The sequence below is a fragment of the Citrobacter sp. JUb117 genome (assembly GCF_024809055.1).
Lineage (GTDB): Bacteria > Pseudomonadota > Gammaproteobacteria > Enterobacterales > Enterobacteriaceae > Citrobacter > Citrobacter gillenii.
In genome coordinates this window covers 271,079-292,947 of record NZ_JANUFB010000005.1, presented here as the reverse complement: position 1 = coordinate 292,947, position 21,869 = coordinate 271,079, and the positions used below count along the sequence as shown (strand labels likewise).

Annotated in this window: 15 protein-coding genes; 8 read left to right on the top strand and 7 right to left on the bottom strand. The window is 49.8% G+C overall.

Annotated elements, in window-relative coordinates; all coding sequences use genetic code 11:
• Positions 1–24: 24 nt before the first annotated feature.
• Positions 25–816, top strand: a complete 792-nt coding sequence (locus M2374_RS13725) for an SDR family oxidoreductase (protein WP_259155140.1) — start codon at positions 25–27, stop codon at positions 814–816.
• 203 nt (positions 817–1,019) lie between these two features.
• Here M2374_RS13725 and M2374_RS13720 read toward each other — a convergent pair whose 3' ends face one another.
• The 5 genes from M2374_RS13720 to M2374_RS13700 form a co-directional block, all read right to left on the bottom strand.
• A complete protein-coding gene (locus tag M2374_RS13720) occupies positions 1,020–1,502 on the bottom strand; it encodes a GNAT family N-acetyltransferase (RefSeq protein ID WP_259155138.1) in 483 nt (160 codons plus the stop codon).
• Positions 1,493–1,789 carry a DUF1778 domain-containing protein gene (locus tag M2374_RS13715; protein ID WP_168246960.1) on the bottom strand — a complete coding sequence of 99 codons (297 nt, stop codon included), beginning with the start codon at positions 1,787–1,789 and terminating at the stop codon, positions 1,493–1,495. Before M2374_RS13715 ends, M2374_RS13720 begins: the two co-directional genes overlap by 10 nt.
• A 112-nt stretch (positions 1,790–1,901) precedes the next feature.
• Entirely contained in the window at positions 1,902–3,884 is a 1,983-nt protein-coding gene (locus tag M2374_RS13710) for an alkyl/aryl-sulfatase (protein ID WP_259155137.1), read from the bottom strand.
• Positions 3,885–4,192: 308 nt separating this feature from the next.
• Positions 4,193–4,822, bottom strand: a complete 630-nt coding sequence (locus M2374_RS13705; protein ID WP_117342784.1) for a winged helix-turn-helix transcriptional regulator — start codon at positions 4,820–4,822, stop codon at positions 4,193–4,195.
• Between the two features lie 279 nt (positions 4,823–5,101).
• Positions 5,102–6,289, bottom strand: a complete 1,188-nt coding sequence (locus M2374_RS13700) for an OmpP1/FadL family transporter (RefSeq protein WP_174360862.1) — start codon at positions 6,287–6,289, stop codon at positions 5,102–5,104.
• An 849-nt stretch (positions 6,290–7,138) separates the two neighbouring features.
• On the opposite strand from M2374_RS13700, the gene M2374_RS13695 reads away from it, so the two are divergent.
• From M2374_RS13695 to M2374_RS13675, 5 genes are all read left to right on the top strand, one after another.
• Complete coding sequence (locus M2374_RS13695) at positions 7,139–12,466, top strand: peroxidase family protein (protein ID WP_259155135.1); 5,328 nt, start codon at positions 7,139–7,141, stop codon at positions 12,464–12,466.
• Positions 12,467–12,476: 10 nt separating this feature from the next.
• Positions 12,477–14,216: a type I secretion system permease/ATPase gene (locus M2374_RS13690; protein ID WP_137400132.1), complete on the top strand. Its 1,740-nt coding sequence runs from the start codon at positions 12,477–12,479 to the stop codon at positions 14,214–14,216.
• Between the two features lie 2 nt (positions 14,217–14,218).
• On the top strand, positions 14,219–15,553 hold the full coding sequence (locus M2374_RS13685; RefSeq protein ID WP_115258502.1) for an HlyD family type I secretion periplasmic adaptor subunit: 1,335 nt from the start codon (positions 14,219–14,221) through the stop codon (positions 15,551–15,553).
• A gap of 157 nt (positions 15,554–15,710) precedes the next feature.
• The gene (locus M2374_RS13680; protein WP_096757060.1) at positions 15,711–15,998 is read left to right on the top strand and encodes a VF530 family DNA-binding protein; all 288 of its coding nucleotides are present in this window, start codon (positions 15,711–15,713) and stop codon (positions 15,996–15,998) included.
• A gap of 12 nt (positions 15,999–16,010) precedes the next feature.
• Positions 16,011–17,378 carry a glycoside hydrolase family 10 protein gene (locus M2374_RS13675; RefSeq protein ID WP_153879564.1) on the top strand — a complete coding sequence of 456 codons (1,368 nt, stop codon included), beginning with the start codon at positions 16,011–16,013 and terminating at the stop codon, positions 17,376–17,378.
• A gap of 40 nt (positions 17,379–17,418) precedes the next feature.
• Here M2374_RS13675 and M2374_RS13670 read toward each other — a convergent pair whose 3' ends face one another.
• Entirely contained in the window at positions 17,419–17,880 is a 462-nt protein-coding gene (locus M2374_RS13670; protein ID WP_137363555.1) for a helix-turn-helix domain-containing protein, read from the bottom strand.
• A 375-nt stretch (positions 17,881–18,255) separates the two neighbouring features.
• Between M2374_RS13670 and M2374_RS13665 the strand changes: the two genes are divergently transcribed.
• Both M2374_RS13665 and M2374_RS13660 read left to right on the top strand, forming a co-directional pair.
• The gene (locus M2374_RS13665; RefSeq protein ID WP_096757054.1) at positions 18,256–18,594 is read left to right on the top strand and encodes a DUF3302 domain-containing protein; all 339 of its coding nucleotides are present in this window, start codon (positions 18,256–18,258) and stop codon (positions 18,592–18,594) included.
• A gap of 2 nt (positions 18,595–18,596) precedes the next feature.
• Positions 18,597–19,736: an HlyD family secretion protein gene (locus M2374_RS13660; protein WP_259155134.1), complete on the top strand. Its 1,140-nt coding sequence runs from the start codon at positions 18,597–18,599 to the stop codon at positions 19,734–19,736.
• 48 nt (positions 19,737–19,784) lie between these two features.
• Here M2374_RS13660 and M2374_RS13655 read toward each other — a convergent pair whose 3' ends face one another.
• Positions 19,785–21,728: a methyl-accepting chemotaxis protein gene (locus tag M2374_RS13655; RefSeq protein WP_115258499.1), complete on the bottom strand. Its 1,944-nt coding sequence runs from the start codon at positions 21,726–21,728 to the stop codon at positions 19,785–19,787.
• Positions 21,729–21,869 lie beyond the last annotated feature (141 nt).

Sequence of the window (21,869 nt, the reverse complement as noted above, 5' to 3'; positions counted from 1 at the left end):
GTCTGCATTATCAGAAGGTTTATCATGAAAATACTCGTTGCCGGGGCGACAGGAAGTATTGGTCTTCATGTCGTCAATACCGCTATTGAAATGGGTCATCAGCCCGTGGCGCTGGTCAGAAATAAACGCAAAGTAAAATTGCTTCCTCGGGGAACGGATATTTTTTACGGCGATGTTTCAATGCCTGAAACACTCACCGAATTACCGAAAGATATTGATGCCATCATCTTCACACTCGGTTCTGATGGTCAGGGTCGAATTGGTGCCCGCGCTATCGATTACGGCGGAGTACGCAATATTTTACGAATATTCAAGGGTGTACCTGTTCGTATCAGCCTGATGACCACGATTGGCGTGACTGAACGGCTCAGCACCTGGAATCAGCGCACTGAGGTTCATGACTGGAAAAGACGAGCCGAGCGTCTGGTCAGGGCCAGCGGTCATCCCTATACCATCGTCAGGCCCGGCTGGTTTGATTACAACAATGATGATGAGCACAGAATCGTGATGCTCCAGGGAGATCGTCGCCATGCGGGAACGCCGGAAGACGGTGTGATATCTCGAGAGCAAATCGCCCAGGTCCTGGTCAGTGCCCTGACCAACGACGAGGCAAAAAATAAAACATTCGAGTTGGTGGCTGAACGAGGCGAAGCACAGCAGGATCTTACGCCACTGTTTGCAAAGCTGAAGGCTGATGATCCACAAAAAAATGATGAGGTTTTAGACATAGACAATATGCCTCTCAGGGAAGAACCGGAGTGCATTATTAACGAGCTGAACCTGTATTCAAAAAAATCAACCAATCTACAACCCTGACAATTTTGTCAAATAGCGGTCAGTCTCATGACAGCTTAGGCCTGTATATTTGAATGTACAGAGGGGGATAGTTCCCCTGATATGAGTCCAGTTTCAAATATAGATTTTAGAGGAGGTTATACCCTGCCGTTTTGACAGTCAGGACTTTCATTTGTAGTGGTCAAGTAATACGCATTCTGGCGATGCGGGAACAATACGGTTGCTTAAATTTTGTAGAACAACGTATTTGTCGCTATTGGGGACTGAACGAAACCAAAATATTCATAGAACGCTCTGGCCTTGCCATCAATAGCATGTACCATGATGGCTTTGATACCCACTTGATCGGCTAAGTTGGAAATGCGCAGTACAGCATCATTAAGCAACCATTTTCCAAAACTATGACCTTGCGTACTGGCATCAACAGCAAGACGGCCCAACAGAACAACCGGAACAGGATCGGGCATATTCTGACGTAAACTACGGCCTAAGTCAGCGTGGCTTACAGATCCAGTTGCAATGGAATAGTAACCCACTACGCGCTGAGTAGACTCCAGACAAATGACGAATGTGCGCGATGCGTTGAGGTACTGATTTTTAATCGCCCGGCGACGTAGCCAATCATTTAACACCTCATTACCGCAATTGAATGGCTGTAGATCATGCCCTTCGGTCAGCAGCGCCGGCGCCGTGACGTTTATTTCCATTCTGGCTTCACATCCATCAGGCGTTGACGCCCCTCAACATTTTGTACAGGCGCTTCAAGCTGCTCAATGAAAGACTGATATCGGGCATCGTCCAGGACGAACACACGCTGATCCAGAATGATATTCTGGGCCTCATGCACGGCCTTCTCAATGATAAAGTCAGTGCGGTTTTTATTAACCAAACTTGCGGCATAATCAATCACTGCGCGTTCCTCATCAGTAGCGCGGATATTAATTTGCTTATCGCGAGTTGGCTTACGAGCGCTGGTTTGCATAAGTTTCTCCATATGGTAACAAATTGCTATACACAAACCTTAGCCCAATTGGTAGCAGATTGCTATACGAAACTTGAGTTGCACCCGCCTGATTCGGCGGGTTTTAACTTCACCTTCTACATAATCAAGGTGTTACAATATTAAACCAGAAATCGAAGCTGTCTAAATAGCCGAGGAATTCGTCAAGTTTTGCGTGATTACCGCTGACGTGTAACTCGCCCTTTTCTTCTGCTTGTTTTAGTGACTCCTCTTTGAGGATGATTTTGTTCAGGGTCGCGCGGTTCAATACAATTGAAGCATCAGCGTTACTGGCCTGCACGTTAGCACTATGATTAAGCACGCCATTTTCCAGCTCCAGCTTATAGTTGCCACCGTCATTGCCTAAATCAACATTAAAGACCGCTTTTGCATTTGCTGCCTTTTCGCCGTTGATGTGCACCGCCAAATAATCAAAGAACATCTCCGGTGACATAGCTTTAACCGTATCTGGGCTGGCCGTATTTGGTGTCGCACCTTTCACCACGCCGTTGCGTAACTCCTGGGCACCGGTCAGATAAAAATTCCGCCACGGACCTGATTCAGCCTGATATCCCATTTGCTCCAGGGCATCGGCCTCGAGGTTGCGTGCCTCTTTGTTGTTAGGATCGGCAAAGACGATATTGTTCGTAACTTGCGCCACCCAGCGATAATTGCCCTGGGCATAATCTGCTTTTGCTTTTTGCATAATGACATCAGGGCCGCCCATGTAATCAACATATTTCTTTGCCGCTTCGACGGGTGGCAATTCATCGAGGGTTGCCGGGTTGCCGTTGAACCAGCCGAGGTAAAAAACATAGGTTGCTTTCACGTCATGGCTGACAGAACCGTAATAACCGCGGCTGGCCCATGATTTTGCCAGACCGGGCGGCAACGTGAAGTTCGCCGCGATTTCATCACGGGTCAGTCCCTGGTTAGCCATGCGTAAAGTCTGATCATTAATGTAGCGATACATATCGCGCTGGCTCTTCATTAGCGTCACGACATTTTCATTGCCCCATGTTGGCCAGTGGTGTTGAGCAATAATAATGTTTGCTTTACCGCCCCAGCGACCAATCACGTCGTTGATATATTTTGACCATGCCAACGGATCGCGAATTTTTGCACCGCGTAGCGAATAGGTATTATGCAGCGTGTGAGTCACATCTTCTGCCGCTTCAATCATGCCCTTCTCTTCTACATACCACAGCATTTCTGATGGAGCTTCCGAAGCTGGAGCCATCATAAAATCGTAGGTCAGCCCGTCGATAACTTCTTTCTGCCCGGTGTGGGTGATGTAGTTGGTAGGTTCAATCAGCGTCACCGTCCCGGCGGAGGTTGTCGTCCCAAGCCCCGCCCCAACCTGTCCTTTCGCATCGGGCTGTAATAAGTTGCCATACATATAACTGGCGCGGCGACTCATGGCATTACCTGCCATAATATTTTCTGACACCGCTTCTTTCATAAAACCAGCCGGTGCATACACCTTCACTTTCCCGGATTTTACATCGGATTCATCAACGACGCCGCGAACGCCACCATAATGGTCAACATGGCTGTGAGTATAAATGACCGCCACGACGGGTCTCTTTCCACGATGTTGATAATAGAGATCCATCCCCACTTTTGCGGTCTCAGCGGATACCAGCGGATCAACCACCGTAATACCCTCTTTACCTTCCATTATGGTCATATTTGAAAGGTCCAGATTTCGGATCTGATAAACCCCTTCGGTTACTTCAAAAAGTCCACCGATATTGATCAGTTGTGACTGACGCCACAGGCTTGGGTTCACTGTATCGGGCGCTTTTTCACCTTCTTTAATAAATGCATACTGCTGCGGATTCCAGACTATATTGCCTTGTTTTCCTTTAATCAGGTCAGCCGGAAGCGGAGCAATAAATCCTTTGTGAGCATTAGAAAAATCAGTTTTATCATTGAAAGGTAACTGCCCGTACAATGAATCGTTTGCACTTTTCGTTTGTGCCGTGGCATCTTTCGCTCCCTCTTGCGCCATAACTGGCAGCGACATTAATGATGTGGAACACACACCAGCGATGACCATATAACCCACTATTTTATTAAGTTGCATAAATCCTCGGCTAATATACTTTATGAGCAGGGCTTCCCTACTCTTTTGAATGTTGAAACATTGTATAAGGGTGAAAATGTAAGTCTGTATTATTCGATAATAAAAGACTAACACCAAAAACCAATGGGGTTAATTAAAAAGATGTTTAATTATAAATTTTCATTTACTCTTAAATGAGTGTGATGATTGTCTTTTTCATATCTTACCTATTGTGGAAATACAGCCATGGTTGATGGATATAACGTACCACCACAATAGAATATTCAAGCCCTGCTGATAACTGATATTTAATTTATTTTTGGATTTACTCAGAACCTCTCAGGTAATCTGCTGATTGATGTCAGATACCCCCCACGTTCGAAATCAATATAACCACCTTTTTTTAACGCGGAGACAACATTCAAAATGCTGCTACGCGATAAGTGCGTACGCTCTTGAATATAATCTAAAATAGCGACTCGCTGGCGTGTCTCCTCGGGTAAAAGCATCATCTCCTCCAGATGATTGCGTATTACTGAATAGGTACGCTGCTGTACCACTAAATCATCACGATAGAAGAGATAACCGGTATGGTAGGAAACTATGGAGGCAACGTCTTCCCATAAACCATTTTTATGAAACAGCTCTCGCGCTTTATGCGCATCGACGCGTAGTATTGTTGACTCTGTTTCTGCACGTAATAAATGACCGTGAATCGGTTGGAGCATCTCCGCGAGACCGAACAGATGAGGTTCATAGACCGTGACGATCAGTAGGCCATCCGACGAACGCAAAATAGAAAGCTCTCCTTGCAGAAAAAGATACAACTGAGGCTGATTTTTGTGCATCCAAAGGATACGCCGACGTGGCACAACCTTGAGCTTTTCGGCTATGGGTTCAAGCGCTTGCGTCAAGCGTTGGATACTTTGTTCAGGACGTACCGGTGGTAAAATTTGCATGATAAAACCCGTACTCTTTCAATTGAGCTAACGATGTAAACCAAGATAACTTCAATGAAGATAGACCATATTCCAGCCATAGGGTTCCTATTAATAAAAGAACAATTTTATTTTTATTAGGCTATGTCATATGGAAAAGGCCACCAGCCGGTAGCGACAGACGATTAATTATGCCGCTGTACGCTCCCTGTATGACACGGGAACAGATGTTGTGAATTCAATAGTCCACAACCGTTACTATTAGCATCACTCTAAAGCCGGGTTTATTAAAATGATGCGCTAAAATTGATAGCTGTAATTAACGCTGGCAAACCAAAGCCACGGTTTTTTATATTCGCCCGCAAAAGCATCTGATTTAACCTGAGAAGACTGCATATGCAAGTACTCCACGGCAAACCCAATATTACTGGCAGGTGTAATCTGGTATTGTGCCCCGGTGCCAAATCGCCATTCGTCGCCGGTAGGTAATGACAGAGCAACATCACTTTGTGTTTTGTACGGCGAGCTGTCAAACGCAACTCCCGCATTAATTCGCCACTGCTCATCAGGGCGATACTGTACGCCTAACGCGGTATGCCATGTATCTCTCATACGATTGGCGTGTTCGTTCGATTGACCATTAACGGTTATTTGTGGGCTACCAAACTGACTCCAGTCCTGCCAGCCAAGATCGCCCATCACCGACCACTGCGTGTTGATATCGTGAACCAGACTCAACATCACCTGCTGCGGTGCACGAACTTGTGCGGAGATCGGCAGGTCATACTCAACATTTGGCAGGTTTGGGAAACGCGCTTTTCCATCGATATTGAAATGATAATCGGTCTTACTGGTCCAGGTAATACCTGCTCGGGTGCGATCGGTTAAATCCATTAGCAAGCCAAGACGGTAATTCGTCGCCCAGTCATGATCGTTTTGTTTCTCATCATTACCCCCGACATTTCGGGTTAGCGACAGAAAGCCATAGTTTAGCCCCACAGCCGCACCCACTGAGACTTTATCATTCAACTTCCAGGCCATCCCAGGGCTGAGGGTCATTGCTACCATCGTACTTTTTTTAATTAGCCGATCCCCTGCCCAGTTGCCAAAATCGATACCCAGTCCATAGTTGCCATATAATCCAATCCCCGCCGAAACGGAATCACTGAGTTGCTGTGTATAAAACAGACTGGCATTAGGAAAAATTGTCATGACGTTGCCGGGGCTTTGTCGATCCGCCGATTCGTTATTCAACGAATAGGGAATATCTCCCCCCATTGCCTGCAATCCTGTGGTAACCATGTGGTCAGGTAAGCGAGTCATGCCTGCGGGGTTAGTGAATAGCGTTGACGCATCCTGGGCCCGGGCAGCCTGCCCGGCTCCCGCTAGCGCGGTATCTTCCGTACCTATTTCGTAAAAATAGAGCGCACTTGCATGACTGAGCGTTGAAAATAGCATCCCGGAGATGAGAATGATTTTTTTCTTCATTTGGTTACCTGCATTGATGGATAATCTTTTTGTGTAAGGAGTATGGCCAACAACGTTCCCGTCTCTCTAAAAACTATAGAGTTACCCCTCTGTTTCGCAAAGATTGTCTTATTGTTTTCGGTAACATCATAATCAGGGGACTGGCGTGGTGTCGTGACAAAATCGATCCAATATTAAATTTTCAAATTCAGTACTACGACTTCACTATTACAAAACACATTTAAATCATCTGTTTTACGTAGAGTATTAAGAATAAGACTACATTGACGATCGTCACAGGGTTTGCTTACCCTCAGTGGCTTAGTTTGTTAAATAATGACCAAAATGCTTAAAGAATCATAGGTCTTCATGCCTTACCACTCCTCAATACATATTGGTCTCTGAAGCATTATTTAATGGTGGGCGCCAGCACCGCGCGGTGATAATTAACTCAAGTGTAAAGAAATGAAAATTTAATATTTTCATTATAAAGTATGAGTGAAGTCGCCACAGGAAAATCCATAGTTATGATCATAACAAAAATGTCATGTGAGATAAAAACGCCACTTTTAACCCTTGCGAAGACGTCGTCTTCGCAAAACTGTGTGCCCTGAGTATGTGATTAGATTCAATGGGTTAAAAATACTTCCATTTTTTCAAACCTAATCAATAAGTGAGGTGAATATATTAGCACGCAAACCAGGAGAATAACTTTAATAATGACGCCAGTATTTTAACTATTTGAAGAATGGAATCTGTACACGTAATAGCACACGAGAATCAAATAAGACTCATTCTCATATCTGTTTTAGTTAGTAACAGAGATGACAGATGATAGCTAATCCAAAGTAAAGATAGGGGTAATTATTTATGGCCTCACAATATGACTTTACTGTCACACTCCACGATCTCGCTTTTATTCTTAAGCAGATCAAAATATCTGAAGCAGCAACTAATCCGGATGGTTCGATCAATGGCGATGCCCTTCGAGAGTCAGTATCCAGTCCGCTATTACCCTATGGACTGCGCACGGTAGACGGTTCGTGGAATAGCCTTTTGCCCGGCCAGGAGTTATACGGCTCCGCCGACCAGACAATGCCAAGGTTAACCGCATTGAATTGGCAGGATGCCGATCTAGGCACCAGCTACTTCCAAATCGGCGGTACGGTAGTTGATGCAGACCCTCGTACTATCAGTAATTTAATATCTGATCAAACAGCCTCTAACCCTGCCGCTCAGGAGGTGTTTGACGCATTAAAGGGTGTGCCTGGTGGTGGGACCATCACCGGGGAAGGCAACACCTTAACCATCCCTAACCAGTCTCCGGATGTTGGGCTCTCCCCCGCTTTTAACGGCTGGATGACGTTCTTTGGTCAGTTTTTTGACCACGGACTGGATCTGATCCCCAAAGGTGGCAACGGGATTGTTTTCATTCCGTTGCAACCCGATGACCCGTTGTACGTGGAAGGTTCACAAACTAACTTTATGATCCTAACCCGGGCCACGGTTGATGAAAACCGTGAAACGGTCAACACGACGACGCCATTTATTGATCAAAACCAAACCTACACCTCTCACCCTTCGCATCAGATTTTCATCCGTGAATACGTATTAATTGACGGTAAACCTGAGCCTACCGGTAATTTGTTGGGCGGTGCTAACGGTGGTCTGGCGACCTGGGCTGACGTCAAACAGCAGGCTGAGACCTTACTCGGTATTACACTCACCGATCAGGATGTCTTTAGTGTTCCACTGCTGGCGACCGACCGTTACGGTAATTTGATTTTAAGTGACAGCGGTAAAGTACAAATTGTCACTAAAGGTGGCCTGGTTGAGGCTAACGGTGGCGTGTTACCCGCAGATACATTCCGGACGGGGCATGCGTTCCTCGATGATATTGCCCACACGGCTGCACCAAAAGCGGGTCTGGTCGCAGATGATGATGATGTCATTGGCGGCGAACAAGCTCCCGGAACGTATGATGATGAGCTTCTCGATCGCCACTTTATCACCGGCGACGGGCGTGGTAATGAAAACATTGGCCTGACTGCCGTCCATGCGGTGTTCCACAGCGAACATAACCGCCTGGTGGAACAATATAAAACCACCCTGCTGGAAACCGGCGATATTGACCTCATCAACCAGTGGCTGATGCCGAACCATCAGATAACTGAACTACCCGCAGATACCAGTACTCTGGTCTGGAATGGGGAGTACTTATTCCAGGCTGGACGTTTCTCTACGGAAATGCAGTACCAGCACCTGGTGTTCGAGGAATTTGCTCGTACAGTGCAACCTGCCGTCGACCCGTTTGTCTTCTCTAACACGGCGGATATTAACCCGCTGATCTTTGCCGAGTTTGCACATGTGGTGTACCGCTTTGGCCACTCGATGCTTACAGAAACCGTGGCGCGTACTGACATCGATATGCAAAACGGCGATCTCGATTTAATTACTGCGTTCCTCAACCCGGTGGCATTTAATCAAATCAACGGTGTGGGTGTTTCTGATGATGCGGCCATCGGCGCAATTGTTCGCGGCATGACGCGTCAGGTGGGCAACGAGATTGATGAGTTTATTACCGATGCCTTGCGCAATAACCTCATCGGGTTACCGCTGGACTTAGGTGCACTCAACATTGCGCGCGGTCGCGATACCGCAATGCCGACGCTGAACCAGGCTCGCGAGCAGTTCTTTGAACTCAGCGGTGACTCGCAGTTGCGCCCCTATACCAGTTGGGCCGATTTCACCACCTACCTGAAAAACCCGGCGTCCATTATTAACTTTATGGCCGCCTACGGTCAGCATGAGCTGATCCTTAACGCCACCACGCTTGAAGGTAAACGCGCAGCGGTTAACTTCCTGTTGTTTGGCGATAGAAATAATGCCCCACCAGCAGATGCGCTCGATTTCTTCAACAGCACCAACTCATGGGCTACCAAAGAAACCGGCCTGAATATGGTCGATTTCTGGATCGGCGGCCTGGCCGAGCGCAAAAACGAATTCGGCGGCATGCTGGGTTCGACCTTCAACTTTGTGTTTGAAACGCAGATGGAAATGCTGCAGGACGGCGACCGGTTCTACTACCTGAGCCGTGTTCAGGGCCTGAACCTGCTCAATGAACTGGAGGCAAACTCGTTCTCCGCACTGGTGATGCGTAACAGCGACCTTGGCGAAGCGAATTCCTCTCACCTGCCCGCTAACCTGTTCCAGACGCCGGATCATATCTTCGAAGTCAACACCGTGTTGCAAATGGAAAGTGATCCAACATGGGGGAATCCGCTGAAAGACCTGCTGACACCTTTACTGGTGCGACGGGCTCCGGGGAATGATGTGGATGGTGATACCCATGCCGACGGCGGCTACCTGAAATACATCGGCGACGGACATGTGGTACTCGGCGGCACTGCCGGAAACGACACGTTAATTGGCGGTAAAGGTATCGATAGCCTGTGGGGTGACGGTGGCGATGACCGTCTGGACGGGGGCGACGAAGCAGATGTAGTCCACGGCGGTGACGGCAATGACATTATTACCGACACCGGAACACCGGTTGGCGATGCTGATTTCCTGCACGGCGATGCCGGGCACGATGTCATCTTCTCCGGTAACGGTAACGATCTGGTCTTTGGCGGCAGCGGCAGCGACTTCGTAGTGGTTGGCGAAGATGCACAGGAGGTCTTCGGCGGTCTGGATAACGACTTTGCGTTGGGCGGTTCGGGTGCTGATACCCTGATGGGTAACGAAGGTGACGACTGGCTGGAAGGCGGCGACGGCTTCGACACGCTAGCCGGTGATAACTCTGAGCTGTTCTTCAACAGTACCATTATTGGTCATGATGTGCTGAACGGTCAGGGCAACGATACCGACTACGATGGTGAAGCTGGCGACGATATTATGGTTCAGGGCGCGGGTATTCAACGCAACAATGGTATGGCCGGTTTCGACTGGGCAATCCATAAAGGCGACCCGAACGGTGCGAACTCCGATCTCGGGATCCCGATTTTCGTTAATCAGCAGGAATTCATTCTGCGTGACCGCTTTGACCTGGTCGAAGGGCTTTCAGGATGGAAGCACAACGACATTTTGACCGGCACGGAACAGCCGATCGGCACCGCGCCGGTTCAGGGCACCCCGCTCTCCAATAACCTGACGCAGGAAGGTGCGGACAGGATCAACGGCCTACAGTCCATTCTCGGCGTCGAGCGTTCCTCTAACCCGAATGCGGTGTTGCTGAATCCGGATGACGGCAGCGACATCATCCTCGGCGGTGGCGGCAGCGACCGTATTATGGGTAAAGCGGGTAACGACATCATTGATGGCGATGCCTGGCTGAACGTGCGTATTGCCGTCACCGGCATGGCAGGACTCACCAGTGCAGAAAGCATGGCTGAGCTGAAGTCGTACATGCTGGCCGGCACCCTGAAACCGAACCAGTTGTCGATCGTGCGTGAGATCTTGCGTGAAGGTAACGGCACCGAAACTGACGTTGCGGTGTATCGCGATATCAGCACGAACTATGCTTTTACCCGTATGGCGGACGGTAGCCTTCGGGTCGACCACGCAACGCCGAATGCCGCCCTCAACCTGGATGACGGCACTGACCGCCTGCTGAATATCGAAAAACTGGAGTTTGGCGACGGTCAACAGCTGTGGGTCACCGCACAAAAAGCGACAGGTAACGTCAACATTAGCAGCGCGACACCTTCGGTCGGTGACTTGCTGCGCGTTAACGTGGCCAACTTGCTGGATGGTAACGGACTCGCGGCAAATACGGTGATCACCATGACCTGGCAGGCTCTGGTCAACGGACAATGGCGCGATCAGGCAACCGGCGTAGAGTTCAGAGTACCGGGCTCTATTCAGGGCGCTCCGCTGCGTGTGGTCGCCAGTTTTAACGACCAAATGGGCGATGCGGAAACCTTAGTCTCAGCACAAACCCAGGCCATTATGCCACGCAATCAGGCGACCACCGGCGCACCGGTGATTAACGACCTGACGCCGACTGAAAGCCTGACGTTGACCGCAGTGGTCTCCGGCATTGCTGATGCTGACGGTCTGAGTGGCGGCAACTTCAGCTACCAATGGCGAATGAGTTCCCCGACAGGGTTCATCAACATTGTTGGTGCAACATCGGCAACCTATACCCCAGGTCAGGCCGCTGTGGGACGCACGTTGCAGGTAGTGGTCACCGTCGTTGATGACGAAGGCAACCCCCCTGTTGTTCTGACATCAACCACCACTCAACCGGTGGGGGATCTGATTGTTGGTAATAACGGAAACAACACGCTGAACGGTACCGCATGGAGTGACATTCTGCGCGGTGAAAACGGCAATGACAATTTGTTTGGTGGTGCGGGTGATGACCTGCTGGTCGGAGGGGCCGGAAACGACAGCCTGTCTGGTGACGCGGGACAAGACACGCTGCAAGGCGATGCCGGAGATGACCTCCTCGATGGTGGTTTGGGGGCAGATAGCATGACCGGGGGTGCCGGTAATGACACCTACATCGTGAATGACGTTGGTGATCTGGTGATCGAAGGTCTGAACGGCGGGACGGACGTGGTTCGCACCAGCCTCAGCAGCTACGACATGACCGGTAACGTTGAAGAACTGGTGTTCACCGGCAGCGGCAGCTTTATCGGTACCGGTAATGGACTCGCCAACATCATTACCGGTGGTGCGGGCAACGATCAGCTGTTTGGTATGGGAGGCAACGATCAGCTGTTCGGTGGGATCGGGAATGACTTCCTGGATGGCGGAGACGGCAATGATAACCTGCAAGGTGGAAACGGCAACGACGTCATGATTGGCGGCGCGGGCGTCGATACCCTCACCGGCGGTAACGGTGACGACATCCTCAATGGTCAGGAAGGCAATGACAATCTGGATGGCGGTACCGGGAATGACATCTTCGCCTTTGCCGCCAACTTTGGGCGAGACCGCATCACCGGTTTTGACAGTAATCCTAATGGTGGTCAGGACTATCTTGACCTGGTTCAGTTGGGCATTAATGCGGGGAATTTTGCCAGCAGCGTGTCCATCACCGGCAGCAACGGCAATACCATCGTGACTATCGGGGCTGACAACATCACGTTGGTCGGCGTCAATTCAAGCACCGTCACGATAGGTGATTTTTATCTGGAAACGCCGAACACCCTTGCCAGTAATAACGGCAACGGTTCATTGATCGTATAAGGAGAAGACTATGTCGCGCCAGCATACGCCAACAGAACTGAATGATGCATTAAAAGGAACGAAACCTACTTTTCTTATCCTGTTATTTTTTAGTTGTGTGATTAATATGCTTATGCTGGCGCCGGCAATTTATATGCTACAGGTTTATGACCGCGTTCTGGTGAGTAAAAACACCACCACGCTGTTAATGTTAACCTTACTTATTGTCGGTTTATATACTGTCATTGCCATGATTGAATCAGCCCGTGCTAAGGTCATGGTTCGTCTGGGAAATCGGCTGGATGTGAAGTTAAGCCAGCTGATTTTTAACTCGGCGTTTAAAAGAAAGATTGCCACCGGAGAGAACAATCCCGCGCAGTCAATAGCAGAACTTGACCAGGTTCGTCAGTTTCTTTCTGGCAATAGCCTGTTTGCTCTGCTGGATATTCCGTGGACCCCCATTTATTTATTCATCGCCTTTCTTGTCCACCCTTTATTGGGATATCTCTCCCTCGGCGGGATATCCATACTGTTTATTCTCACCATAGTGTCTGAATTATCGACGAAGCGACCTATTCAGCAAGCCCATGCGTTGACCATCAACAATGCCACCAAACTCAATAAGCAGTTGCAAAACTCCGATGCCATTGAAGCGATGGGGATGCTCTCTACCCTCAAGTCCAACTGGCAAACCCAGCATGACAAGGTGCTGGTATTACAAACGCAGATCGCCGACAAAACGGCAGGATTAAGCAGTCTGAGCCGCTTCGTGCGAGTGTTATTGCAGTCCATCGCGCTGGGCGCCGGTGCGCTACTGGTGATCGGGGGACAAATTACCCCCGGCCTGATGATTGCCGCCTCGATTATTCTGGGGCGCGTTCTGAACCCGGTTGAACAGGTGATCGGCAGCTGGAAGCAGTTTGTGCAATTTCGCAGCGCGTGGCACCAGTTATCAAACCTGCTGAAGGAGTACCCGGCTCCGAAAGATGTCCTGACTCTGCCAAAACCCAAAGGCAATATCAGCGTCGAAGCCGTCTTTGCGGCCGCTCCCGGTCAGCATACTCCGCTGCTACGCAATATTTCATTTCAGCTTGAACAAGGCGAAGTACTGGGGATTATCGGCCCGTCAGCCTCAGGCAAAACGTCGCTGGCTAAAGTGCTGGTCGGCGTGTGGAAACCGTTATCGGGTAAAGTCAGGCTCGACGGCGCGGACATTTGTCAGTGGGATAAAGAACTGCTGGGTCCGTCCATCGGCTACCTTCCGCAGGATGTCGAACTGTTTGACGGCACAATCGCGCAAAACATTGCCCGTTTTACGAAAAATGACAGTGAACTTATCGTGGCGGCCGCGCTGCTTGCGGGTGTGCACGAGATGATCCTGCGCCTGCCGCAGGGGTATGACACTTTACTGGGTTCAGGTGGATATCAATTATCAGGTGGTCAGCGTCAGCGTATCGGGCTGGCGCGCGCGGTGTATAACAACCCTGCTTTTCTGGTCCTTGATGAGCCAAATGCTAACCTGGATGATGCCGGTGAATTTGCCCTCATCAAGGCGATTAATACCCTCAGAACCCAGGGGCAAACCACCGTAATCATTTCCCATCGCCCCACGCTGCTCGGTGTGGTGAACAAGGTTTTACTGCTCAATGAAGGGGCTATCCAGGAGTTTGGTACCCGTGATCAGGTCTTTACCACGTTACGCCAGGCCAATGTATTAAAACCAGTGGCGACAGCGTCTTCATCCAACAATGAACAAAAACGCGAGGCATGAAGATGAAAAAGAATACAAAAGGTTCTGGAAATCCGGGGTCTTCAGGTGTGGATACCAATATCTGGGCGCCGATTGTTCGGGGAATCGTCGTCATCGTGCTCGGCGTTGGCGGCTTTCTGCTCTGGGCGGTACAGGCGCCGTTGGATGCCGGGGTGGTCGCGGATGGCACGGTGACGGTATCAAGCAACCGGAAAACAATTCAACATCTGAGCGGCGGACGTGTAACGGATATCTTCGTTAAAGAAGGTGACCAGGTCAAAAAAAATCAGGTCCTCGTCCGTCTGGATAAAATGCAGCTCGATATGCGTTTCAGTGCCTTAAACGCGCAGTATATTTCGGCAAAAAGTATTGAAGACCGGCTGATGGCAGAGCGAGACGGCCTGGAGGAGATTGCCTTCAATAGCGCGCTGACTCAGCAATTTTCCGGGAATAAACGTCTGACAGAAGTCAGAAATTTGCAGGCCAAACTCTTTGATACCCGGCGTAAAACGATTCAGGATGAATTGTCGATGATTCAGGAAACGCTTGATGGCCTGATCGGGCAGACAGAAAATCTCAACAAAATAAAAGGTTATCGCGATCATCAGTTCACGCTGATTAACCGCGAGCTCGGCGCAATTCGTGCATTGAGTGAAAAAAACTACTACCCGAAAGCGCAATTACTGGTGCTTGAACGTGAGGCCGCTGAAATCTCCAGCAGTGTATCCGAAGATATTCTGAACATTGCCAAACTCAAATCTCAGCAAAATGAGTTGAAAATCAAAGCATATCAGGCGCGTCATCAATACCTGCGTGAGGTAGAGTCTGAACTGACCGAAAACCAAAAAGAAGTCGCCATGCTGGAAGATGAACTGGTATCTACCCGTCATGAGCTGGATAACACAGAAATTCGCTCCCCCATTAACGGTGTGGTACTGGACGTTAAGGTCAGTACCGTTGGCGGTGTAATTCAGCCGGGCGAACATCTGATGGATATTGTTGCCGCCGGACAACCGATGCAAATCGATGCCAAAATACCGGTACATGCCATTGATAAACTGGCGCCAGGGTTAACCGTGGACGTCCTGTTCCCGGCACTTAACCACGCGTTGCTGCCGTCAGTACCTGCGCATGTGTTAACCGTCTCCGCTGACCGGTTAATTGATGAAGCCACTCAACAGCCTTATTACCTCGCCGAAGTGCAGGTTTCCTCTGAAGGTGCGCGCTTGCTGGGTGATTACAAGATTAAAGCCGGGATGCCCGCCAGCGTAACGATAAAAACCGGCGAGCGGACATTTTTAAGCTACCTGTTTAAACCCTTACTCGCCCGTCTGGAACTGGCGTTTAAAGAATACTGATCGTCAATTCATTACCCTGACAGGAACCCTGGTGCTCATTCGCGAGCATCAGGCCTGTTTATGCCATTGCTGGTCGCCCTGCTTTCTTGTAACCTTCCCCTTCGCAAGCCTACTGCGTGCGTGAATGATTAATTTGCACCCCTGAACTGGACTTCATATGAATGCTCATACTTCGAAAGACCCTTTACACGGCGTAACGCTTGAAATGCAGGTCACTGCGCTGGTTGACCGCTTTGGTTGGGCTGAGCTGAGCCAACTCATCAACATCAACTGTTTTAAAAACGATCCCAGCGTTAAATCCAGTTTAAAATTTCTGCGCCGCACGCCCTGGGCGCGCGCTGAAGTAGAAGCGTTGTATCTTGATTCCCTGAATGATGACGCCCCGGAAAACACCGAGTCACCGGACTTCGATCCCTGGGCTAATAGTCGCGCTAATAAGAAATAAGAGCCCTTTCAGATGTCTGCACCCGGTTTTATTTCAGGTCATTACCAGAAAAAGCTGGCGAATCTCGTCGCCCGTTCTCGCAACATACTGCCGATAACCAACGTGAAATGGTTCGCCGTGCTCGTCGGCAGCATGCTCTTACTCGGCAGTTGCTCTTCCGAGCCGCCGGTGCCGAAAACCTCGCCACAGCCGCCGTTAACCAAACCGCAGCGTAGTCAGGAGCCGATGCGTGGTGTCTGGCTGGCAACGGTTTCGCGCCTGGACTGGCCGCCGATCTCCTCGGTTAACGGCAGTTCGTCCGCCATCCGCATTAGCCAGCAGAAAAAAGCGCTGACGGATAAGCTGGATAATCTTAAGCGTCTTGGGATCAACACCGTGTTTTTCCAGGTCAAGCCAGATGCCACCGCGCTATGGCAATCCAAAATTTTGCCGTGGTCAGATACCCTGACGGGCAAAATTGGTGAAGATCCGGGTTACGATCCGCTGCAGTTTATGCTCGACGAAGCCCATAAGCGTGGGATGAAAGTCCATGCCTGGTTTAATCCGTATCGCGTTTCTGTCAACACCAAACCTGGAACGGTAACGGAATTAAATAATACCTTGTCCCAGAATCCATCCAGCGTCTTTGTTCTGCATCGAGACTGGATCCGCACGGCGGGTGAGCGTTTCGTCCTCGACCCGGGCATTCCTGAAGTCAGGGACTGGGTAACCAGCATCGTGGCGGAAGTGGTTGAGAATTATCCCGTCGACGGCGTGCAGTTTGATGACTACTTCTATACCGAATCACCCGGTTCTGCGCTCAACGACAGTCAGACCTTCAGAAAATATGGTCAAGGATTTGCCTCGAAAGCGGACTGGCGACGCCATAACACAGAAAAGCTCATTGCGCAGGTCTCGCAGACTATCAAGAAACTGAATCCTGAAGTGGAGTTCGGCGTCAGCCCGGCAGGCGTATGGCGTAACCGTTCGCACGACCCGGCGGGTTCCGACACGCGCGGTGCGGCGGCCTATGATGAATCCTATGCAGATACACGCCGCTGGGTTCAACTGGGCCTGCTGGATTACATCGCCCCACAGCTTTACTGGCCTTTTGCCCGGGATGCCGCGCGTTACGATGTGTTGGCAAAATGGTGGGCGAACGTGGTCAAGTCAACCAACACGCGCCTGTATATCGGGGTTGCGCTGTATAAGGTTGGTGAGCCGTCAAGAAAAGAGCCCGACTGGGCGGTTAACGGTGGTGTTCCGGAACTGAAAAAACAGCTCGATATGAACGAGACTGAACCGCACATCAACGGTACGATCCTGTTCAGAGAGGATTACCTTAATCAACCCCAAACCCAGGATGCGGTAACCTATATCCGCACCCGCTGGGGGCAGTAATGTTGCCACTGTCCGCCGCTATGGCATCAAGCGGCGGATGTTAGTCGATACAGATGCACACCAGATGACCGCGCTGAAGCTGGATTGCCCCCTGCCGTTTGAGTCTGGCAAGGGTATCCATAACCGTGCTACGCGAAAGTCCAGTACGATCCCGAATGTATTGTGCTGCAGAGATCCTTTGTCTGATCTCCTCAGGTTCTTGTTGCAGCAGTTCGAGGTGTCCCCAGACCATATCTGTGGCACTCCGGCTGGTGATAAGGCGATCGCGTTGGCTCATTACCTGGATAATGTAGGCTTCAACGACCGCTACCGACTCCCATAACTGATCGCGATTCACGACCGTCATAAAATCTGTTTTCTTGATAACGTGTGTCGTACAAGGACTGACGGCCTCAATATCATAAAAATTTTGCCCGGTAGGAAGAAAAAACTCTGCCATTCCCAGCATTATCGGCGCCTGCTGGCTTGCCAGAATAAGACCATCAATGCGACGTCTTATCACGATTCTCCCCTCTGTCAGCAGCCAAATTCCGTTCTCTCCCTGCGAGTCCATAATAAAAGACCCACTGCGATATAAGGATTGTGGTTCGGAAAGTGGTAATAACGCATTGAAAAGTCGGGAAATATTTACCGACAGAAGTTCGTCACTGCGACCTGATTGTTCGGGGGGATTTGTCATAGCGTTCTCAAGATTATTTATATTGCCTCTCTTCAATAATTATCCTTCTGAACGGAAAAAGCAAATGAGGAAAATCCAATTTTGGATTGGCTTATATCGGATAATTTTCGAGAAAGTCTTATTTTATACTTTTAACATATTAACACTCTTTGCCATTAAAAATATGGCGATAATGTATCGCTAACAACGGGAGTTTTTATGGTACTCAATTATATTGCATTAGCGATGCTCATTTTCGTGTTCTTAGTTATTTTTTATGGCGTACTGATTTTGCATGACATTCCCTATGAAATTGCCAAAAAGAGAAATCACCCACATCTGGATGCGATCCATGTAGCTGGTTGGGTAAGCCTGTTTACGCTACATGCGCTCTGGCCATTTCTGTGGATATGGGCAACGTTATACAGTGATAAACAGGGTTGGCATGGTCATGTCTCGCGTAATGATACGCAGGAACTTACCGCGCGGATCGCCTCGCTGGAGAAAACACTCGAAAAAATAGCACCCGGTAATGTGCAGGAATCGAAGGTGAATTGATCGTGGAAACATTATTAGTATTAAGTTACGCCGCTATTGTTTATGCCATTTTCAAGATATTTAAAGTACCGTTAAATAAATGGACAGTCCCTACAGCGGTTCTTGGTGGGATAGTTATGCTGGGCGCGTTAATTCTCACCATGAATTACAACCACCCCTATACCGAGGATGCGCAAAAACTGGTAGTGGGTATTCCTGTTGTCCCACAGGTTACGGGCGTGGTGTCTGAAGTCACGGACAAAATTAATACACCGATCAAAAAAGGTGAGATTCTGTTTAAAATTGACCCTACCCGCTACAAAGCCAAACTGGAAAAACTGGAAGCGGACATTGTCACGGAAAAGCATGACGTTATGGCGCTGGAAGAAAAACGCAACAGCGCACGTCTTCAGTTTGAGCAGGCGAAAGCAGAGCGCGATAAGTATTACAAAAATTATCAGCGCTACCAGCAAGGAAGTCGGGCTAAGGTTAATCCCTTTACCGCCAATGATATTGATACCGCGCGTCAGGATTATCTGGCGCAGGATGCGGCGATGGATGCCGCCCATGCTGAATTGAACAGCATTCAAAAAGAACTCGACAGCAGTATTAATGGTCAAAATTCACAGATTACCAGTTTACAGGCACAAATTGATGAGGCGCGATTCAATTATGAACAAACGATTGTTCGTGCTCCAAGTGACGGTTATATCAGCCAACTCCTGGTGCGGCCCGGAACCTATGCCTCGAGGCTCCCTTTTAAACCGGTGATGGTATTTATTCCTGCCCATAAGAATCAAATTGTGGCGGCTTTCCGTCAGAACGCTATTTTACGTCTTAATGTAGGCGACGATGCAGAGATTGTTTTTAACGGGTTGCCGGGACAGGTGATCGAAGGAAAAGTGGTGAACGTGGCCCCGGTAATCCCTACCGGAGCCTATTACGCCCAAGGCACGTTACAATCGCTGAATATGGCGCCAGGAAGCAACAAAGTGCTAGTGAGCATTGATGTCGGTGAGAATCAGGCGGAACAGCAGTTGCCAGATGGCGTGGCCGCGCAGGTTGCGGTCTATTCCGCACATCATTTTGAAGCCTTGTCGTTGCTGCGAAAAATACTGTTGCGTATGACCAGTTGGATGCACTACCTGTATCTGGATCACTAATGGCGTATTCGGGCGCAGGCGTTGCGCCCGAATACCAGTTTTGCGGAATCAGGCCGCGGCTGGTTCAGGCAATTTGAATGTCGAAACCAGCAGCGCTAACTGCTCGGCCTCTTCTTTAAGCACCTGGGTACGTGCGGCAGCGTCATCGATTAACGACGCATTCTGCTGCACGGTGCTGTCCATTTCAGTTACCGCCAGCGTGACTTCTGAAACACCTTTGCGTTGTTCTTCTCCCGCTACGCGAATTTCACCCATCAACTGGCGTACCTGCCGCACATTGCTGACCAGTTCTTCCAGCCGTTCGCCGGCAGTGTGAATTTGCTGACTGCTGCTGCCCACATGAGACACCGACTCATCAATCAACGCTTTGATTTCCTGAGCGGCTGTAGCGCTGCGCTGTGCCAGCGTACGAACTTCAGAGGCGACAACGGCAAATCCTCTCCCCGCATCGCCCGCGCGAGCGGCCTCAACGGCAGCGTTCAGGGCCAGAATGTTGGTCTGGAAAGCAATGCTGTCGATCACCGCGACAATTTCTACCATTCTGCCGGATGAGCCGCTGACGTTATCCATGGTGGAGATCACCCCCTGCATCACATCGCCGCAGCGGTTGGCCGTTTGCGCGGTATTGTCGGATAACTCATCTGCCAACTGCGTATTGCTCGCATTTTGATGAACGGTCGCATTTAACTGTTCCATTGCCGCTGAACTTTCTTCCAGCGCCGCTGCCTGCTGCGTCACCCGTGAAGAGAGCTCCATATTGCTGTCTGCCAGGCTGACCGCGTTATTGGCGACCACCACGCTGCTGCTTCTGACGGTAATCAGGATGGCCGCGATTTTATCGACAAACAGATTAAACGCCTCCGCGATGGCTGAAATCTCATCTTTGCCGCGGACATCGAGACGGCGGGTCAAATCACCTTCGCCCTGCGCAATATCATCCAGAGCGCGACGTGTATCGTCCAGACGCGAGATCAGTCTGCGCACCACCAGCCAGGAGCCCACCAGCAGAACAGTCATAATCGGGATCAACACTTCCAGGACGTCCTGCATCATCACTTTTGCAAGGCCAACAATGCGTGATTCTGGCGTGACCAGGCCCACCACCCAGCCGGTGTCCGCCATCGGGAACAGCATCACTCGCGACGGTGTATTCAGCACGCCATCGTTTTCCAGCGTAATGGTTTTCACCCCGTCGGCAACGCGAAGCGACTTCAGGCCATTTTCGACCGGAGCCAGCCATTGCGCACTGCGGGACAGATCGCTAAATGTTTTCTGTTTTGCGTTATCGGCCTGCGGGAAGTACAGGATTTGTCCCTGTTTATCGACCACAAACGCATAGCCACCGGTGCTGTTGCCCTGCTGCTGCATAAAGGTCGCGACGTTATCCAGACGAATATCGGTGGTCGCTACTCCGGCAAACGTGCCCGAGTGCAGGTATGGGATACTGCAGGTCACCATATTGACGCCAGAACTGGCATCCTGATAAACATCAGACCACAAACAACTGTTCTGAGAATGCCCTTTGGCATGCTGATACCAGCTTTCGTTGTGATAGCCATTTGAACCTTCGGCGTTATAGTCGTTGGAAAAATCCAGTTTCCCCTCCGCGTTACGCGCCCAGAAAAAGCTGCGCTTCTCCACGCCCGGAGTGAAAGCATTTGGCTCCGGCCAGATCCCGCCGCCGGTAATAATCGAATTCTTATCCTCGCCAATCAGGTGCGGCACCACGCTTTGGTACAGGGATTCATCGTTAGGTAATACTTCAGCCAGACGTGACAGACTAACGGTCTCGCCCTCAATACGCGATAACACGGTACTCAGTTGGCGGGTTAACCCTTGCCCCGTCTCTTCGATCAGGGCGGTATTGATCTCAACAACCCTGGGCTGACCGCGCCAGAGCATAATCGCGACAATCACCAGGGTGGTGACGGCAAGCAGCAGAATGCCGCCAATGGTTAAACGCGTGGAAATACGAGTAGGATACCAGGCCATACAAACTCCTTCTGCAAAAGGCTAACTTTTAAGCAGTATCGGCACGGGTGTTTATATCTTTATGATGATTTATCAGAGGATGTGAAAATATATATGTGACACTGTCACGTATAGCAAAACCCAGCACTGTGGCTGGGTTTT

What these genes read in the sequence shown, in the direction of transcription:
- M2374_RS13725 (WP_259155140.1), top strand. Translation starts at nt 25, where the DNA reads ATGAAAATACTCGTTGCCGGGGCGACAGGAAGTATTGGTCTTCATGTC.
- M2374_RS13720 (WP_259155138.1), bottom strand. Translation starts at nt 1,502, where the DNA reads ATGGAAATAAACGTCACGGCGCCGGCGCTGCTGACCGAAGGGCATGAT.
- M2374_RS13715 (WP_168246960.1), bottom strand. Translation starts at nt 1,789, where the DNA reads ATGGAGAAACTTATGCAAACCAGCGCTCGTAAGCCAACTCGCGATAAG.
- M2374_RS13710 (WP_259155137.1), bottom strand. Translation starts at nt 3,884, where the DNA reads ATGCAACTTAATAAAATAGTGGGTTATATGGTCATCGCTGGTGTGTGT.
- M2374_RS13705 (WP_117342784.1), bottom strand. Translation starts at nt 4,822, where the DNA reads ATGCAAATTTTACCACCGGTACGTCCTGAACAAAGTATCCAACGCTTG.
- M2374_RS13700 (WP_174360862.1), bottom strand. Translation starts at nt 6,289, where the DNA reads ATGAAGAAAAAAATCATTCTCATCTCCGGGATGCTATTTTCAACGCTC.
- M2374_RS13695 (WP_259155135.1), top strand. Translation starts at nt 7,139, where the DNA reads ATGGCCTCACAATATGACTTTACTGTCACACTCCACGATCTCGCTTTT.
- M2374_RS13690 (WP_137400132.1), top strand. Translation starts at nt 12,477, where the DNA reads ATGTCGCGCCAGCATACGCCAACAGAACTGAATGATGCATTAAAAGGA.
- M2374_RS13685 (WP_115258502.1), top strand. Translation starts at nt 14,219, where the DNA reads ATGAAAAAGAATACAAAAGGTTCTGGAAATCCGGGGTCTTCAGGTGTG.
- M2374_RS13680 (WP_096757060.1), top strand. Translation starts at nt 15,711, where the DNA reads ATGAATGCTCATACTTCGAAAGACCCTTTACACGGCGTAACGCTTGAA.
- M2374_RS13675 (WP_153879564.1), top strand. Translation starts at nt 16,011, where the DNA reads ATGTCTGCACCCGGTTTTATTTCAGGTCATTACCAGAAAAAGCTGGCG.
- M2374_RS13665 (WP_096757054.1), top strand. Translation starts at nt 18,256, where the DNA reads ATGGTACTCAATTATATTGCATTAGCGATGCTCATTTTCGTGTTCTTA.
- M2374_RS13655 (WP_115258499.1), bottom strand. Translation starts at nt 21,728, where the DNA reads ATGGCCTGGTATCCTACTCGTATTTCCACGCGTTTAACCATTGGCGGC.